Origin of the sequence: Flavobacterium adiutor (genome assembly GCF_048282555.1) — a bacterium.
In the GTDB taxonomy this organism is placed as follows: domain Bacteria; phylum Bacteroidota; class Bacteroidia; order Flavobacteriales; family Flavobacteriaceae; genus Flavobacterium.
The window spans coordinates 3717404-3733417 of record NZ_CP182487.1 but is presented as its reverse complement, the minus strand read 5'-3'; the positions used below and the strand labels follow the sequence as shown (position 1 = coordinate 3733417).

Genomic DNA, 16014 nt, shown 5'->3' with positions numbered 1-16014 from the left:
GAATGAATCACTATTACCAATATCTATAAGTAATTTTGCCTGAATGTTTTTATCTGAAACTACCGCCGAGGCTATAACGTAAGGCTTAGATTTTTCAATAGTAATAGGTATTGTTTTAAATTATTCAATAAAGTTATTTCTGATGTTCTCTTTATTTTGATGTACAAAAATTTTTCTCCTTTGATAATTAATTTCTACTACATTATTTTTAAAAAATTTGTATCCTATTATTCCGTTAACCGGGATTCCAACATGCGAAGATAAATTGAAATCCTGGTCTAAAATTATGTAAACCAAATGATTAATAGATTTTAAACCGTGTGTTTCGAGAATATTATGTGTTGATTTTAAGCCTTCAATTTCTTCTTCACTTCCTAGTCCGCGAAGTTTAATTTTCTCCACATTTTTAAAACTAACCTCTTTTTTGTCCTCCATGCTGAATAGAATTGTTTCATCAACTCCAGAGTCTAATAAAAAGTTTAACTCAATACCATTCACCTTAATTGGAATAAAAACTAAATTATTAATTAGTTTAAAAGGAATCACCACTTTCTTTTTATTCCTTTCAATTAAAAAATCATCCTGAGCATCTGATATAAAAGATTTCAAAAGCAAAAAAAACAATAAGATATATTTTTTCATTGACAATTTTTATTATAAAATTACTAAAAAAACTGATTATTGTTACATTTTTACAACTGCCTCTATTGTTTACGTTAAATCCGAAAAAAAAATGCAAATTTGCACTTCAATAATTTATACTCATGCCAACAATTTCACACAAGGGAAGAAACATGCCCGAATCTCCGATACGCAAGCTGGCTCCTTTTGCAGATTTAGCAAAGAAAAAAGGACACAAAGTGTATCACTTAAATATTGGTCAACCGGATATCAAGACACCCGAAGTAGCCATCGCGGCGGTAAAAAATATTGATTTAACTCTTATAGAATATAGTCCGTCTGCCGGATATGAAAGCTATAGAAAAAAATTAGCTCAATTTTACCAGCGCCAAAATGTAAACGTTAATACAGAAGACATCATTATAACTACGGGTGGTTCTGAAGCCCTACTTTTTGCACTGGCCACAATTACAGATCCCGGAGATGAAATTATTATACCGGAACCTTTTTATGCTAATTACCATGCCTTTGCATCATCTACAAGTGCAACTGTAGTCCCACTTGTTTCTACAATAGAAACGGCATTTGCTTTGCCAAGTATTGATGAGGTCGAAAAACTAATTACACCTAAAACAAAAGCCATTCTGATTTGCAATCCCGGAAATCCGACTGGATATTTATATACAGAGGCAGAAATTAAACAATTGGCAAGCTTAATAAAAAAGCATGATTTGTATTTAATTGCTGATGAAGTTTATCGGGAATTTTTGTACGATGGACATGATGAGCATTTTTCAGTAATGAATTTAGAAGAGGTACAGCAAAACGTAATCATGGTCGATTCTGTTTCAAAGCGTTATAGTATGTGTGGTGCAAGAATTGGCTGTTTGGTAACAAAAAACAAACAGGTTCTGGCAACAGTAATGAAATTTGCTCAGGCACGACTAAGTCCGCCAACAATTGAACAAATAGCCTGCGAAGCAGCAATAGATACTCCACAGAGTTATTTTGATGAAGTAATTTCAGAATACAAAAGCCGCCGTGATACACTTATTACTGAATTAAACAAAATTGAAGGGGTTATTGTTACTAAGCCTAAAGGCGCTTTTTATTGTATTGCACAGTTGCCAATAGACAATTCCGAAGATTTTGCACAGTGGCTTCTGGAAAGTTATGATTTGAACGGAGAAACAGTAATGGTAGCACCGGCTGCGGGTTTTTATTCAACTCCCGGAATGGGACTTAATCAGGTAAGGATTGCCTATGTGTTAAATAAAAAGGATCTAAAAACAGCTGTAAACATATTGAAAGAAGCACTTACCGCTTACAACAAAAAATAATAATAATTAAATAGGATTTCAAAAGAGGCTGTCCGAAAAGTCGAAGCTAGTCTCTGAGAATTGCATAAATGAAATTCGTCTCCAATAGGAGTCTAAGTAGTTTAGTATAAAAAGAGGATGTTCATACTTTTCGGACACCCTCTTTCGTCTTTTTAAAAAACAAAGTTGAGCTTTAATCTAATATTTATATCGAAAGGAGTAATTAATAATAAAAACGATTGAAAAGGTTTCCTATTTATTAATTATCTTTACCGCCTTAAAAAGATATACCCACTATAATAGTAGTTTTTAATGATAAATAACGAAGATTTTTTAGACGAAATAGGCGATAGTCATTTCAGCAGTAATGCAAAAAACCCTTTAAGAGAAGATGCTTTTGTTTTAAGCGATGAGGAAAAAATAGAAAAAATAAAGAAAGATGTTGAAAACATTCTGCAAACTCTTGGAATGGATTTAACAGATGACAGCATAAAGGGAACTCCAAACAGAGTTGCAAAAATGTTTGTAAAAGAGATTTTTGGTGGCCTAAACCCTTCAAGACAGCCAAAAGCTTCTACATTTGACAATAATTATAAATATGGTGAAATGCTGGTAGAAAAAAACATTACCGTTTATTCTACCTGCGAACATCACTTATTGCCTATAGTAGGGAGAGCTCATGTAGCTTATATTTCAAGTGGAAGAGTTATTGGTTTATCCAAAATGAACCGAATAGTGGAATATTATGCAAAAAGGCCTCAGGTTCAGGAACGTTTGACTATGCAGATTGTTCAGGAACTTCAAAAAGCTTTAGGAACTGAAGATGTTGCCTGTGTCATTGATGCAAAACACCTTTGTGTTAACTCAAGAGGAATTAAAGATATCGAAAGCAGTACAGTAACATCTGAATTCGGTGGAAAATTCAAAGAACCTCAAACAAAAAGAGAGTTTTTAGATTATATTAAATTGGATACTCAGTTCTAAAAAGTTTATTGTTTTTAGTTAATAATTTATTGTTGTTATGGCTAAAATAGAAAAATTCGAAGATTTAGAAATTTAGAGACTATACAGAACAATCTGCCAGCAAGTTGAATTTTTAATTCAAAACACAAACTTAAAAACTAATTATTCATTGAGAGATCAAATCGACAGGAGTTCAGGATCAATCATGGACAATATTGCAGAAGGCTTTGAGCGGAATGGCAATAGAGAGTTCATTCAATTTTTAAGTATTGCAAAAGGTTCTGCAGGAGAAGTAAAATCACAATCATACAGAGCTTTTGATAAAAAATTAATTACTGAAGAACAACATTTAAAATTAAATGAAATGATTGAATTAGTTAAGAATAAAATTGGCGCAATGATGAACTATTTAAACAATAGTGAAATCAAAGGTCTAAAATTCAAATAACATCCTAACTAAAAACAATAAACAATAAGTTAAAATATGCCTTTATACACTAATCAACATCTAAAAATATACAACTCGCTTTCGGGTGAAAAAGAAAATTTCAAACCAATCCATGAAGGAAATGTTGGAATGTATGTTTGCGGACCTACAGTTTACAGCAATGTGCACTTAGGAAATGTTAGAACTTTTATGTCTTTTGATGTGATTTTCAGGTATTTTTTGCATCTGGGTTACAAAGTACGTTATGTACGTAATATCACAGATGTTGGTCATATTGTAGACGATGTTGATGAAGGAGAAGATAAAATTGCAAAGAAAGCACGCTTAGAGCAACTAGAACCAATGGAGGTTGTGCAACGCTATACTGTAGATTTTCATGATATTCTGAAAGCCTTCAATTTTTTACCGCCCAGTATTGAACCAACAGCTACAGGACATATTATAGAGCAAATCGAAATCATCAAAAAAATAATTGATACTGGCATTGGTTATGAAGCCAACGGATCGGTTTATTTTGATGTTGTAAAATATAATGAAACTAAAAATTACGGAATTTTAAGCGGCAGAAACATAGAAGATATGCTTGCCAATACCCGCGATTTGGATGGACAGTCAGATAAAAGAAATCCACAGGATTTTGCCCTTTGGAAAAAAGCTGAACCAGAACACATCATGAGATGGCCTTCTCCTTGGAGCGATGGTTTTCCTGGCTGGCATCTTGAATGTACTGCCATGAGTACAAAATACTTAGGAAATCATTTTGACATCCATGGAGGCGGAATGGATTTAAAATTTCCACACCACGAATGCGAAATTGCTCAAAACGAAGCCTGCACTGGTCAGTCTCCGGTAAATTACTGGATGCATGCTAATATGCTTACGCTAAACGGGAAAAAAATGGCTAAATCTACCGGAAATAACATTTTACCGGGAGAAATTTTAAGTGGAGATAATACCGTTTTAAGCAAACCATTTTCTGCATCTGTAACGAGATTTTTTATGCTACAGGCACACTATAGAAGTATTTTGGATTTTTCTGATGACGCGATAACTGCTGCTGAAAAAGGATATAAGAGGCTAATGGAAGCACTTGATGCTTTGTCAACTATTTCAGCTGGGAATTCAAGTTCTATTAATTTTGAATCCTGGAAACAATTGTGCTACGACGCAATGAATGATGACTTTAATACTCCCATTTTAATTGCCCAATTGTTTGAAGGTGTTCGCTATATCAATTTACTGAAAGAAGGAAAAGAGACTATTTCTGCAGAAGATTTAAAATCATTTTCGACTACTATCAATGCTTTTGTTTTTGATGTTTTAGGACTAAGTGACGAAAAAGCTGCTGACAGTAATAATGACAAGTTAGAAGGTGTAGTAAACATGCTGATCGGAATGAGAAATCAGGCCAGAGCTGACAAAAATTTTGCTCTTTCTGACCAGATTCGTGACCAATTGATTGCTTTAGGCATTCAATTAAAAGATGGAAAAGAAGGCACAACCTTTTCGATATAATCACATTATCTTCTAATAAATCATGAAAGTCATCACTCCATTTGTTTTATTAGTACGCTTTTATCAAAATGCCATTTCGCCATTTACACCGGCTTCATGCCGATTCGAACCAACGTGTTCAGGTTATATGATTGAAGCGCTGCAAAAACATGGATTATTTTGTGGAGGTTATCTGGGAATCAAACGTATTTTGAGCTGTCATCCCTGGGGAAGAACTGGCTATGATCCGGTTCCTGAAAAAAAATGTTCGCATAAACATTAACTTTTATTAATGACTAACTCTGTTTTAAATATTTATTTTTACAACTACTCAAAAAAAACATAATATTACATGACACACCCTTTAAACATCGTTTGGAATCCTTCAGAAGGAATCGATTTAGGATTTTTTATGATTCGCTACTACAGCTTAATGTTCGTTATCGCTTTTGGATTAGGATGGTTCCTGATGAAAAAAATGTTTGAACGAGAAAATGAATCAATAGACAAATTGGATTCATTATTTGTATGGACGGTTCTTGCAACTTTAATAGGGGCACGCTTGGGTCATGTTTTATTTTATGACTGGGAATATTTTAGAAATCATTTACTGGAAATCTTTTTACCATTTAAACTTGAACCTGAATTTCAATTTACAGGGTTCCAGGGACTAGCAAGTCATGGTGCTGCCATTGCTATTATAATTGCGATGTATTACTACAGCAAAATGATTCTAAAGCGTCCGTTATTGTGGATTTTAGACCGAGTAGTCATTCCGGTTGCAAGCGGTGCTATTTTTGTACGTATCGGAAATTTCATGAATTCTGAAATTATAGGTAACGAAACTACTTCTGCATTTGGAATTCGTTTTCTACACGATCAGTTTAGCAAAAACGAAGCGGTTAATGCTACTCAAATTGCAAATCCTGCAGATGCTTACACCGCAATTGCAAATGATCCAAAATTTGCAGATTTATTAGCTCAGGTTCCCGCAAAACATCCAACACAACTATACGAAGCGTTTTGCTATATTTTTGTATTTGCCATTTTATACTTCTTATACTGGAAAACAAATGCAAGACTTAAATCAGGGTATTTATTTGGACTGTTTTTGGTACTTTTATTTGTAGTAAGATTCATAGTTGAATTTGTAAAAGAAAGTCAGGGAGGTTTTGAAAGTACATTAGGCTATTTTTCAACCGGACAATGGTTAAGTATTCCTTTTATAATAATAGGTCTTTTCTTCATCATTAAAGCACAAAGAAATCCTTTGGCAGCATCATGAAAAAAGAAATAAATAAAAAAAATGCCCATACTAATTTTGTATTGGGCATTTTTTTTTATACCATAAAACTAATGCTCCAGTTATTTATTATTAATGTATTTCAGAAACAGAAAATTAATTTTCATAAAAAGTCTGTCTAGCTGTACACTATATCTTTTCACTGCTGAAGAAGCAGCAAAAAGGATATCACTTCCATTGCGCTAAAAAAATAAAACGGTCCTTGTTTAAAAAGACCGTTTTAAATACTAATTCAAAATTTTTAAAACTATTAGATTTACTACTTTAGATTCGACAAAATAGCAGCTACTTCTGTTGCATTAGATAATTGTGCATATTTCAAAGCTGTAAATCCTTTTTCATTTTTAATGCCTGGTTTTGCTCCCTGTGCTAATAAAATTTTAACTATTTCAACTTTGTTGTAACGTGCAGCTGTCATTAAAGGAGTCATGTCCTCTGATATTTGATTAACATCGGCTCCGTATTCAATAAATTTCAAAACAATTTGAACATCTCCTTTAAAAATTGCCACATTTAGTGGGGAAGCATCATAAGGAGATGTTATAACTTTTTTCTCTCCATTAAAAGATTTGAAATCTGATGCTAAAGAAACATTTGTAAAAGCTACTAAAGCTACTCCTAAATAAACGATTGATTTTTTCATAATGAATGTTGTTTTTTGATTGATTAATGATGATGATTTTTTAATTCTGATGTAAAAGTAATCCAATTTTTGTATTATGCATTACAAGGTACTATGTTTTAACTATTTCTTAACATTTGCCTAATGAAACAGACTGTGTAAATTGTTCGACATCTATATAGACGCTAAATTATCATTTTCGTTACAGTAGTTTTGATAATTTTACAAAAGGCACTGTAATTGTTAATTTTTTTAAGCACAAGATGTTATTTTATCTAAATTTACATTTTCACACAAATCTTAAATAAGCTTTATTTAATTTCGATATTTATATGAAAAAAGTAATACCTTCTTTAACTTTTTTAATGTTGATGGTTTGCCTGACCAGTTGCAATTCTCAAAAGAATTATGATTATGCCGTAACCAAAAATTATAAACCGGATGATCCGGAACTCTATAAAAAGATTATAAGTCTGGATAGTATTTTCTTCGGATTTTATAATTCCTGTGACAAAAACCTTGAGAAATATGGTGATTTTTATTTAGAGGATATTGAATTTTATCATGACAAAGGAGGAATGATGAATTCTAAAAAAGATATTATAGCGGCTACTCAGAAAAATATTTGTGGAAAAGTCATGCGTGAATTAGTAAAAGGTAGCATTGAGGTGTATCCAATAAAAGATTATGGAGCTTTAGAAATTGGCCTGCATAAATTTCACAATAATACTGAGCCGGCAAATACAGAATCAAAGGCAGGAAGATTTATGATCTTTTGGAAAAATGTAAACAATGATTGGAAAATTGCACGGGTAGTAAGTTTACACTAATTCTTTTCATAAAAAAACATGAATTTTTAATCTATGACAAAAATAAGAACGCCCTGCTATGATATAGCAAGGCATTTTTTATTTGTAATTGTAAGATTGTTATAAGTAACAATTAATTTAATCCCTAAAAATTACTGTCTGGAAGTAAGATAATCTAATACATTTTTTTCAATACGTTGGTCAATATTATTAATATCAGCTCTAACGAATTTTTCTCCTAAAATATTCTCGTATAATTCGATATATCTTTCAGACACTGATTCGATGTAAGTATTTGTCATTTCAGGTATTTGCTGACCTTCCTTTCCCTGAAATCCATTTTCGATCAGCCAGCGACGCACAAACTCTTTTGATAATTGTTTCTGCTCTTCACCTTTTGCCTGCCTTTCGGCATATCCGTCTGCATAAAAATAACGTGAAGAATCCGGAGTATGTATTTCATCAATTAAAACGATAACACCTTCTTTCGTTTTTCCGAATTCATATTTGGTGTCCACTAAAATTAAACCACGATCAGCAGCGATTTCAGTTCCTCTTTGAAACAAATCACGGGTAAATTTTTCTAAAACAATATAATCTTCTTCAGAAACAATTCCTTTTGATAAAATGTCTTCACGTGAAATATCTTCATCATGTGAACCATTGTCAGCCTTTGTAGTTGGTGTAATAATAGGTTCAGGGAATTTATCATTTTCTTTTAAATCTTCAGCCATTGTAACTCCACAGATTTGTCTTTTTCCTGCAGCATATTCTCTTGCAGCATGTCCTGAAAGATAACCCCGAATGACCATTTCAACTTTAAATGGCTCACACAAATGTCCAACAGCTACGTTTGGATCTGGAGTTGCAATCAGCCAGTTTGGCACAATATCCTCAGTCAACTCCATAAATCTTGTTGCAATCTGATTCAGAATCTGACCTTTATAAGGTATTCCTTTTGGCAAAACCACATCAAAAGCCGAAAGTCTGTCAGTAGCGACCATTACTAAAAGTTCGTCGTTGATATTGTAAACTTCTCTCACTTTTCCGCGGTACACTGATTTCTGATTCGGGAAATTAAAATTTGTAGTTGTGATTGTATTACTCATTGTCTTTATAGTTGTGTTGAATTTTATGGATGCAAATTTAAAACTATTTCAGAGAGTTTCACAATGAAAAAGAAGGAGATGCAATAATAAATGTTTGTCTAAATTTAAATCAATTTAAACAAAAATCCTTAAAGAAGTTTTCAAGAATTTAATTTTATTAAGAAAAGCAATTATTAAACAAATTCTTTATCTAAAATTTTAGAAGCGATGTACTTTGCTACACCATCTTCTGCATTGGTTTTTATAACTTCTAAATCAGGTAATGTCTCTTTTAATAATGCAGGGGCATTTCCCATAATCAATCCTTTTCCGCATGCAGATAGCATTTGGACATCATTAAACCCGTCACCAAATGAAACAGCTTCCTTTAGAGTAAATCCTTCTTTTCCCAGAATTATTCCAATAGCGACAGCTTTATCAATAGATTTGTCCATAAATTCAAGACAGGTTGGCAGGCTGAATGCATGGTGTAAATGTTCAGAAGAATTGGCTAAAACCGCATCTTTTAATTTTACCAGCTTTTCGTGATTATCGCATGAGAAGAAGATTTTAATGGCACCAAAGTCTTCCAGATTTCTATAATCAACCAATTCAGGGCGATATTTTAATTCTGCCTGAAAAGCATTTAATCTTTCATTTACTTTATTGGTCTGCCAAACGTTTTCCTTAAATAAAACCACTGTAATATCGGGATCTATTTCAATATTTAGGGCAGCTTTTACCACCTCACTGTCTAAATTAAAAGAAAACAATTCTTCTTTTTCAGGCGAATGGATTCTTGCTCCGTTTGAACTTATTAAATAAACAGGCACTTCTAATGTTTCGATAATAGCCATTGCATCCAGATGATGACGGCCAGTGGCAACGACAATAAGATAATTTTGATTGTGAAGTTGCTGAAAAATCGATTTTGTGTAGTCTGAGATTTTGTGTTGAGGGTTGAGTAAAGTTCCGTCAAGGTCACTTACTACAACTTTTATGTTTTTAAGCTTAGTCATATTAATAATCAAATATTTATGAAATGCAAAATTACGGTTCTAATCCCGGAAGACCAAAGTTTAGAAGCCCTGAAGGCTCGAATTAAGGCAAGTTTATTATTTATTTAACTTCAAAAATGCTTTTTCAAAATAATCGTCACTTTTTATTCATTGAAATAATATATAACAGCTTTTATTTCAATTAAATTAGCAACCATCATTACATAAAAATAATATTCGTTTTGCATCTTTCTTTGAAAACGTACAAAACGAATATTATAAATGTTAAAAACAATTTACTATTTATGTTTCACTAAAAATCAAATCTTAATCGTGGTTTTCTATTTGCTTATAAGCATCAATTACCTTCTTAACCAGTCTGTGACGTACGATATCTTTATCATCGAGGTAAATTATTCCAATTCCTTCAATATCTTTAAGTACCAAAAGGGCCTCTTTAAGTCCTGAAATGGTGCGTCGTGGCAAATCGACCTGCCCCGGATCACCTGTAATCATAAATTTAGCATTTTTCCCCATTCGGGTCAAAAACATCTTCATTTGTGAATGGGTTGTGTTTTGTGCTTCATCAAGAATTACAAAAGCATTGTCTAAAGTTCGTCCGCGCATGAAAGCGAGTGGGGCAATCTGAATAATTCCTTTCAGGATGTAGTCTTCGAGTTTTTCGTTCGGAATCATATCTCGTAAAGCATCGTAAAGCGGCTGCATATAAGGATCCAGCTTTTCTTTCATATCACCTGGCAGGAATCCCAGATTTTCTCCTGCTTCAACTGCTGGACGCGTCAAAATGATTCTTTTAACTTCTTTATCTTTCAGCATTTTTACGGCCATAGCCACACCTGTGTATGTTTTTCCTGTCCCCGCAGGTCCAACGGCAAAAACCATATCATTTTTTTTGATGGTATCAACCAACAGCTGCTGGTTAGGCGTCATGGCTTTTACAATTTTACCTCCAACACCATGAACCAGTATTTTGTCATGATCTAATGATTTTCTTTCATCCTGACCATCACTCATAATTACACGTTCAATTACATTATCATCAATATTATTATATCGGGTAAAATGAAGCATAAGCCTCTGAAATCTTTTTTCGAATTCATCTAAAACTTCTTTTTCGCCAAAAGCCTTTAAAGTGGTCCCTCGTGCTACGATTTTAAGCTTTGGGTAGTACTTTTTGATTATTTCCAAATGGCTGTCATGAGCACCCCAGAACTCTTTAGGGGCGATGTCTATTAGCTCGATTATTCTTTCGTTCAAATGAGGTAATTTTAAATTAAAAATAAATTTGTTTGTAAATCTATTGCTGTCGGGTATGTTTATATCTTTAAGGGCAAATTGTATTTTGTTTCTTTCAATTTGCATTAAGTATTACTAGATTTGCATTTCTCAAATTTAATGAAATTTAGGTTTAAATACTATCAATAGTTATAAACAAAATGATGTCAATAATTACCCTTACTACCGATTACGGATTGAAAGACCACTTTGTTGGTTCGCTGAAGGGTAAAATACTTTCTGAAATTCCGGAAGCAAAAATTATTGACATTTCTCACGACATTGATCCATTTAACACTGCTGAAGCAAGTTACGTTATTGGCGCATCTTATCTGAGCTTTCCAAAAGGAACTGTTCATTTAATTGGTGTCGATATTGAATTGAATAAAGAGAATCAACATATTGCCATGCAGTGGAATGATCACTACTTTATTTGTGCTGACAACGGAATTTTAAGTATGCTTACACAAAAGATTGTTCCGCAGAAAATGGTTGCTATTAATATTCATGACCGTTTTCCGGCTGAATCAAGTGATTTGGATATTTTTATACAAGTTGCCTGTCATATAGCAAAAGGAGGCTTGTTGAATGTTATCGGAAAAGAAATTTCGGAGATTAAAGAAGTAACAGAACTGCAGGCAGTTGTTGCCGCAGATGGTAATTCACTTAAAGGGTATGTTATTTACATTGACCATTTTGGAAACGTGGTAACCAATATTTCTAAAAAACAGTTTCTGGATGTTGCCAAAGGACGTGCGTACGAAATCGTTATGAATACCAAAAACATCAAAACGATTCTGCCTAATTATTCCGCCATTGCAACTTCTGATAAATATCCTATAAAAACTTATGAAGGCGAAAAACTGGCTATTTTTAATGAAGCTGGTTTTCTGGAAATAGCTATTTTTAGAAGCAATCCTTCAAAAGTTGGTTCTGCTAATAGTCTGTTGGGATTGAATTATCGTGATGTGATTACGATACAATTTTTTTAAGAATTTAAAATTTAGGTAAAAAGTTAAGATTAGAATGCATTTAGTTGCTCATGAATAGCCAAAACATATTCATTGGAATTTTATTTTTTTTCTAAAAAGAAGAATCAATTTTGGTATTTTTGCGCGCTTGTAATGCTTTTGGATAGGATACCAAAGCAAATAACAAAATCAAACGATTAAACGAAATAAATGTTTTTACATGAAATCAATCATTTTACGGGAAATAAAATCCTTTTTTGGTTCTCCAATAGGCTATTTGGTCATTGCAATTTTCTTAATCAGCAACGGACTATTTTTATGGGTTTTTGAAGGGGATTATAATATTCTAAATACAGGTTATGCAGATTTGACTCCATTTTTCACTTTGGCACCCTGGATTCTAATTTTCCTTATTCCGGCAGTAACAATGAGAAGCTTTTCTGATGAAAAAAAACAGGGGACAATGGAATTACTGTTCACTAAACCATTATCAATTTGGGAAATTGTTAACGGGAAGTTTCTGGGAGCTTTATTTTTGATTGTCCTGGCAATTATACCAACATTTATTTATGTAAAAGTAATTTCTAATTTAGGTTTTCCTGAAGGGAATATCGATATGGGAAGTACTATCGGTTCTTACTTCGGATTATTATTTCTGATTGCTTCTTACTCGGCTATTGGAATTTTTACATCTACACTTTCAGAAAACCAAATTGTAGCCTTTATCATTTCTGTTTTTTTATGCTTTTTCTTTTATTACGGTTTTGAAGGTCTGGCTTCTCTAATTCCCGGATTTTCTGGTTTTATTTCGGTTTTAGGGATGCAGGATCATTTTAAAAGTATGAGTAGGGGAGTAATTGACACTCGCGATGTAATTTACTTTTTAAGTATTACAACTCTGTTTTTATCTTTTACAGTTTATCAATTAAAATCTTTTAAAGCCTAATGAAACCATCTGCTCAAATAAATATCAAAACGTTATGGATTACTATTTTTATTTTGGTTGTCCTGAATGTATTAGGAACTTTATTTTTTTACCGATTTGATCTGACCAAAGACAAGCGATACACTTTATCCGAAACTTCTTTAAAGATTGTAAAACAAGTTCAAAATCCATTATCGATTAAGATTTATATGGATGGAAAACTTCCATCCGATTTTAGACGTTTGCAGCAAGAAACCAGACAATTGCTAGAAGAATTTCAGGCGTATAATAAAAATATTGTTTTTGAATTTGTTGATCCATTGGAAAATGAGGATGAGAGTGTTGCTTTAACCGAATCTCTTTTCAAAAAAGGATTAACACCAATAAATTTGACTATTGATGACAAAGGAAAGCAGTCTCAGCAAATGGTTTTTCCATGGGGTACTGTAGTTTATAATAGTAGAGAAGAAAAGATACCATTATTAAAAAATAGAATGGGGGCTTCTACTACGCAAAAAGTAGTTGGTTCAATTCAGCATTTAGAATATTCAATAGCAGATGCTATCAATAAAATTGTCAAAAAAAAGCAAAAGAAAGTTGCTTTCATAAAAGGAAATGGTGAAATAAATGAAATTCATGTTGCCAAAATGCTGATGCAAATTCGTGAAAGCTACTATATCGGGCCTTTTACTTTAGATTCTGTTGTCAAAGATCCTAATAGAACTTTAGAGGCTTTAAAAAAATATGATTTGGCCATTATCGCAAAACCTACAGAAGCTTTTTCTGATGAGGAAAAACAGGTTTTAGATCAGTTTATCATGAACGGAGGTAAATCATTATGGTTTATTGATCAGGTTGCTGCTGATATGGATAGCCTTTATAATCAGGCTGGAGCCACTCTGGCTTATCCAAGAGATTTGCACTTAAATGATATGTTCTTTAAGTACGGATTCCGCATTAATCCTGATTTGATAAAAGACGAACAGGGTACTCCAATAAAATTAGCCACCGGTGAACAGGGAAGCGCAACACAATATCAGGATTTTATCTGGAAATTTGCTCCATTAGTGTCACCTGAAAGTAAACATCCGATTGTGAAAAATTTAGGCGGAATCAAATTTGATTTTGCAAGTCCAATTGATACATTGAAAAACGGAATTAAAAAGACCGTTTTATTGCAGTCATCACCTTATTCAAAAAAAACAGGAACACCTTTTGAGGTTAATTTAGGCATTGTTTCAGAGCAGACTTCTCCAAAAGATTATCTTAATAAAGGGAATTTACCAATGTCGGTTTTATTAGAAGGAAGTTTTCATTCTGTTTTTGAAAATCGTGTTTTGGCTTTTAAAGAAAAGTCATTTTTAGCAAAAGGAAAGCCTACTAAAATGATTGTTGTTTCTGATGGTGATCTTGGTAGAAATCAATTGGATAAAAACAGAATGCCGGTAGAGTTGGGTTACGACCAGCGCTCAGGAAATTTATACGACAATAAAGATTTTGTAATGAATTGTATTAATTATCTACTGGATGACACCGGACTTATTAACATTAGAAGTAAAGATTTAGATTTACCGTTATTGGATAAAGAGAAAGTTTATGAAAATTATACTCAGACACAATTCATAACTATCGGACTTCCAATCTTAGTTTTGTTGGTTTTCGGTCTTATGTTTACTTATATCCGAAAAAGAAAATACAGTAAATAGATGTTAATAAAAAAATTGTAAAACTAAGATTGTTTACGATATATTTGTAATCCTTATTTTAAAGTTTAAATAACCAAAAAAATAGGCTCAAAAATTAAAAACAAACAGATGAAATTTATAGTATCGAGTTCTTACTTATTAAAACAGTTACAAGTTTTAGGTAGTGTAATTAACAGTAACAATACGTTGCCTATTTTGGATAACTTCTTATTTGAACTAAATAACGATGAGTTGACAGTTTCTGCTTCAGATCTTGAAACTACAATGTCAGCAACATTATCAATCGATTCTAAGAGTAAGGGAAGTGTGGCTGTGCCTGCAAAACTTTTACTTGAAATTTTAAAAACATTTCCTGAACAGCCTTTAACTTTTACAGTTGAAGATAATAACACTGTGGAAATTAGTTCTAATTCAGGAAAGTATGCTTTAGCATATGCTGCCGGAGAAGAATTTCCTAAATCAGTAAATCTTGATGATCCATCTGTGACTCTTGTTCCTGCAGATGTATTGGCTACTGCGGTAAGCAAAACTATTTTTGCAGCTGGTAATGATGATTTACGTCCGGTAATGTCTGGAGTTTTCTTCCAGTTTTCACCAGAGGGATTGACTTTTGTAGCTACTGATGCCCATAAATTGGTAAAGTATGCGCGTGCAGATGTAAAAGCATCTCAGGTTGCAGATTTTATTATGCCTAAAAAACCTTTGAATATCTTAAAAAGTATTCTTGGAAGTTCTGATGCTGAAGTAAAAATTGAATATAATGATTCAAATGCAACTTTCTCATTTGATAATTATATTTTAATGTGCCGTTTAATTGATGGGAAATATCCAAATTACGAAGCGGTAATTCCAAAAGAAAATCCAAACAGATTAATGATTGATCGTTCTTTATTTTTAAGTTCTGTTAAGCGTGTTGCGATTTTTTCAAACAAAACTACTCATCAAATTCGTTTGAAAATAGCAGGAGCTGAATTAAATGTCTCTGCTGAAGATATTGATTACTCAAACAAAGCAGAAGAAAGGCTAACCTGTGATTATCAGGGAGATGATCTTCAAATTGGTTTCAATTCACGTTTTTTAACAGAAATGCTTACTAACCTACAATCAGACTTGATTATGTTAGAGATGTCATTGCCTAACAGAGCCGGAATTCTAACTCCTGTAGATGGTTTGGAAGAAGGAGAAACTGTTACAATGTTGGTGATGCCTGTTATGTTAAATAGTTAACATCAAAATTCGTTTTTGTTACAGGGATTTTTTTTAATTTCGAATTAAAAGTATATCATTGTAAAAAAAAATATCGCTATTAACCAACCATTTTTTATACCTGAAAACCGCAATTCTTAAAAGGAGTTGCGGTTTTTTATTTTGTTTAACGTTTCAAGTTAGGTGTTAGTCTAATCGTAAAGTGCTGAGATTTAAATAAAGCTATGCGAACTTTGTGTTTTTAA

General features: G+C 32.7%; 16 protein-coding genes. 11 read left to right on the top strand and 5 right to left on the bottom strand.

Annotated features, from left to right (window positions below; all coding sequences use genetic code 11):
* Positions 1-120: 120 nt before the first annotated feature.
* The gene (locus ACNC7R_RS15850; protein WP_417942026.1) at positions 121-642 is read right to left on the bottom strand and encodes an aspartyl protease family protein; all 522 of its coding nucleotides are present in this window, start codon (positions 640-642) and stop codon (positions 121-123) included.
* A 122-nt stretch (positions 643-764) separates the two neighbouring features.
* Between ACNC7R_RS15850 and ACNC7R_RS15845 the strand changes: the two genes are divergently transcribed.
* From ACNC7R_RS15845 to lgt, 6 genes are all read left to right on the top strand, one after another.
* Positions 765-1961: a pyridoxal phosphate-dependent aminotransferase gene (locus ACNC7R_RS15845; protein ID WP_417942025.1), complete on the top strand. Its 1197-nt coding sequence runs from the start codon at positions 765-767 to the stop codon at positions 1959-1961.
* Between the two features lie 291 nt (positions 1962-2252).
* Entirely contained in the window at positions 2253-2924 is a 672-nt protein-coding gene (gene folE, locus ACNC7R_RS15840) for a GTP cyclohydrolase I FolE (RefSeq protein ID WP_417942024.1), read from the top strand.
* Positions 2925-3015: 91 nt separating this feature from the next.
* Positions 3016-3351: a four helix bundle protein gene (locus ACNC7R_RS15835; RefSeq protein WP_417943182.1), complete on the top strand. Its 336-nt coding sequence runs from the start codon at positions 3016-3018 to the stop codon at positions 3349-3351.
* Between the two features lie 36 nt (positions 3352-3387).
* Positions 3388-4866: a cysteine--tRNA ligase gene (gene cysS, locus ACNC7R_RS15830; RefSeq protein ID WP_417942023.1), complete on the top strand. Its 1479-nt coding sequence runs from the start codon at positions 3388-3390 to the stop codon at positions 4864-4866.
* Between the two features lie 22 nt (positions 4867-4888).
* Entirely contained in the window at positions 4889-5128 is a 240-nt protein-coding gene (gene yidD / locus ACNC7R_RS15825; protein WP_417942022.1) for a membrane protein insertion efficiency factor YidD, read from the top strand.
* A gap of 69 nt (positions 5129-5197) precedes the next feature.
* Positions 5198-6130, top strand: coding sequence for a prolipoprotein diacylglyceryl transferase (lgt, locus tag ACNC7R_RS15820; protein ID WP_417942021.1), 933 nt, complete (start codon positions 5198-5200; stop codon positions 6128-6130).
* A 277-nt stretch (positions 6131-6407) separates the two neighbouring features.
* Here the strand turns inward: lgt and ACNC7R_RS15815 are convergent, their stop codons facing one another.
* Positions 6408-6791, bottom strand: coding sequence for an ankyrin repeat domain-containing protein (locus ACNC7R_RS15815; protein WP_417942020.1), 384 nt, complete (start codon positions 6789-6791; stop codon positions 6408-6410).
* A 311-nt stretch (positions 6792-7102) separates the two neighbouring features.
* Here ACNC7R_RS15815 and ACNC7R_RS15810 point away from each other — a divergent pair, with 311 nt between their 5' ends.
* On the top strand, positions 7103-7600 hold the full coding sequence (locus tag ACNC7R_RS15810; RefSeq protein WP_417942019.1) for a nuclear transport factor 2 family protein: 498 nt from the start codon (positions 7103-7105) through the stop codon (positions 7598-7600).
* 131 nt (positions 7601-7731) lie between these two features.
* Here the strand turns inward: ACNC7R_RS15810 and ACNC7R_RS15805 are convergent, their stop codons facing one another.
* The 3 genes from ACNC7R_RS15805 to ACNC7R_RS15795 form a co-directional block, all read right to left on the bottom strand.
* Positions 7732-8688: a phosphoribosylaminoimidazolesuccinocarboxamide synthase gene (locus ACNC7R_RS15805; RefSeq protein ID WP_417942018.1), complete on the bottom strand. Its 957-nt coding sequence runs from the start codon at positions 8686-8688 to the stop codon at positions 7732-7734.
* Positions 8689-8861: 173 nt separating this feature from the next.
* On the bottom strand, positions 8862-9686 hold the full coding sequence (locus ACNC7R_RS15800) for a Cof-type HAD-IIB family hydrolase (protein ID WP_417942017.1): 825 nt from the start codon (positions 9684-9686) through the stop codon (positions 8862-8864).
* A gap of 306 nt (positions 9687-9992) precedes the next feature.
* A complete protein-coding gene (locus tag ACNC7R_RS15795) occupies positions 9993-10943 on the bottom strand; it encodes a PhoH family protein (RefSeq protein ID WP_163400029.1) in 951 nt (316 codons plus the stop codon).
* Positions 10944-11125: 182 nt separating this feature from the next.
* Here ACNC7R_RS15795 and ACNC7R_RS15790 point away from each other — a divergent pair, with 182 nt between their 5' ends.
* From ACNC7R_RS15790 to dnaN, 4 genes are all read left to right on the top strand, one after another.
* The gene (locus ACNC7R_RS15790) at positions 11126-11953 is read left to right on the top strand and encodes an SAM hydrolase/SAM-dependent halogenase family protein (RefSeq protein WP_417943181.1); all 828 of its coding nucleotides are present in this window, start codon (positions 11126-11128) and stop codon (positions 11951-11953) included.
* 199 nt (positions 11954-12152) lie between these two features.
* A complete protein-coding gene (gene gldF / locus ACNC7R_RS15785; RefSeq protein WP_417942016.1) occupies positions 12153-12878 on the top strand; it encodes a gliding motility-associated ABC transporter permease subunit GldF in 726 nt (241 codons plus the stop codon).
* Positions 12878-14563, top strand: coding sequence for a gliding motility-associated ABC transporter substrate-binding protein GldG (gldG, locus tag ACNC7R_RS15780; protein ID WP_417942015.1), 1686 nt, complete (start codon positions 12878-12880; stop codon positions 14561-14563). The genes gldF and gldG overlap by 1 nt, the downstream gene beginning before the upstream one ends.
* A 108-nt stretch (positions 14564-14671) precedes the next feature.
* Positions 14672-15790 carry a DNA polymerase III subunit beta gene (dnaN, locus tag ACNC7R_RS15775; protein WP_417942014.1) on the top strand — a complete coding sequence of 373 codons (1119 nt, stop codon included), beginning with the start codon at positions 14672-14674 and terminating at the stop codon, positions 15788-15790.
* The last annotated feature ends 224 nt before the right edge of the window (positions 15791-16014 follow it).

Excerpts from the sequence above, each read along its gene's own strand:
- ACNC7R_RS15850 (WP_417942026.1), bottom strand. The coding sequence starts at position 642 with ATGAAAAAATATATCTTATTGTTTTTTTTGCTTTTGAAATCTTTTATA.
- ACNC7R_RS15845 (WP_417942025.1), top strand. The coding sequence starts at position 765 with ATGCCAACAATTTCACACAAGGGAAGAAACATGCCCGAATCTCCGATA.
- folE (WP_417942024.1), top strand. The coding sequence starts at position 2,253 with ATGATAAATAACGAAGATTTTTTAGACGAAATAGGCGATAGTCATTTC.
- cysS (WP_417942023.1), top strand. The coding sequence starts at position 3,388 with ATGCCTTTATACACTAATCAACATCTAAAAATATACAACTCGCTTTCG.
- yidD (WP_417942022.1), top strand. The coding sequence starts at position 4,889 with ATGAAAGTCATCACTCCATTTGTTTTATTAGTACGCTTTTATCAAAAT.
- lgt (WP_417942021.1), top strand. The coding sequence starts at position 5,198 with ATGACACACCCTTTAAACATCGTTTGGAATCCTTCAGAAGGAATCGAT.
- ACNC7R_RS15815 (WP_417942020.1), bottom strand. The coding sequence starts at position 6,791 with ATGAAAAAATCAATCGTTTATTTAGGAGTAGCTTTAGTAGCTTTTACA.
- ACNC7R_RS15810 (WP_417942019.1), top strand. The coding sequence starts at position 7,103 with ATGAAAAAAGTAATACCTTCTTTAACTTTTTTAATGTTGATGGTTTGC.
- ACNC7R_RS15805 (WP_417942018.1), bottom strand. The coding sequence starts at position 8,688 with ATGAGTAATACAATCACAACTACAAATTTTAATTTCCCGAATCAGAAA.
- ACNC7R_RS15800 (WP_417942017.1), bottom strand. The coding sequence starts at position 9,686 with ATGACTAAGCTTAAAAACATAAAAGTTGTAGTAAGTGACCTTGACGGA.
- ACNC7R_RS15790 (WP_417943181.1), top strand. The coding sequence starts at position 11,126 with ATGTCAATAATTACCCTTACTACCGATTACGGATTGAAAGACCACTTT.
- gldF (WP_417942016.1), top strand. The coding sequence starts at position 12,153 with ATGAAATCAATCATTTTACGGGAAATAAAATCCTTTTTTGGTTCTCCA.
- gldG (WP_417942015.1), top strand. The coding sequence starts at position 12,878 with ATGAAACCATCTGCTCAAATAAATATCAAAACGTTATGGATTACTATT.
- dnaN (WP_417942014.1), top strand. The coding sequence starts at position 14,672 with ATGAAATTTATAGTATCGAGTTCTTACTTATTAAAACAGTTACAAGTT.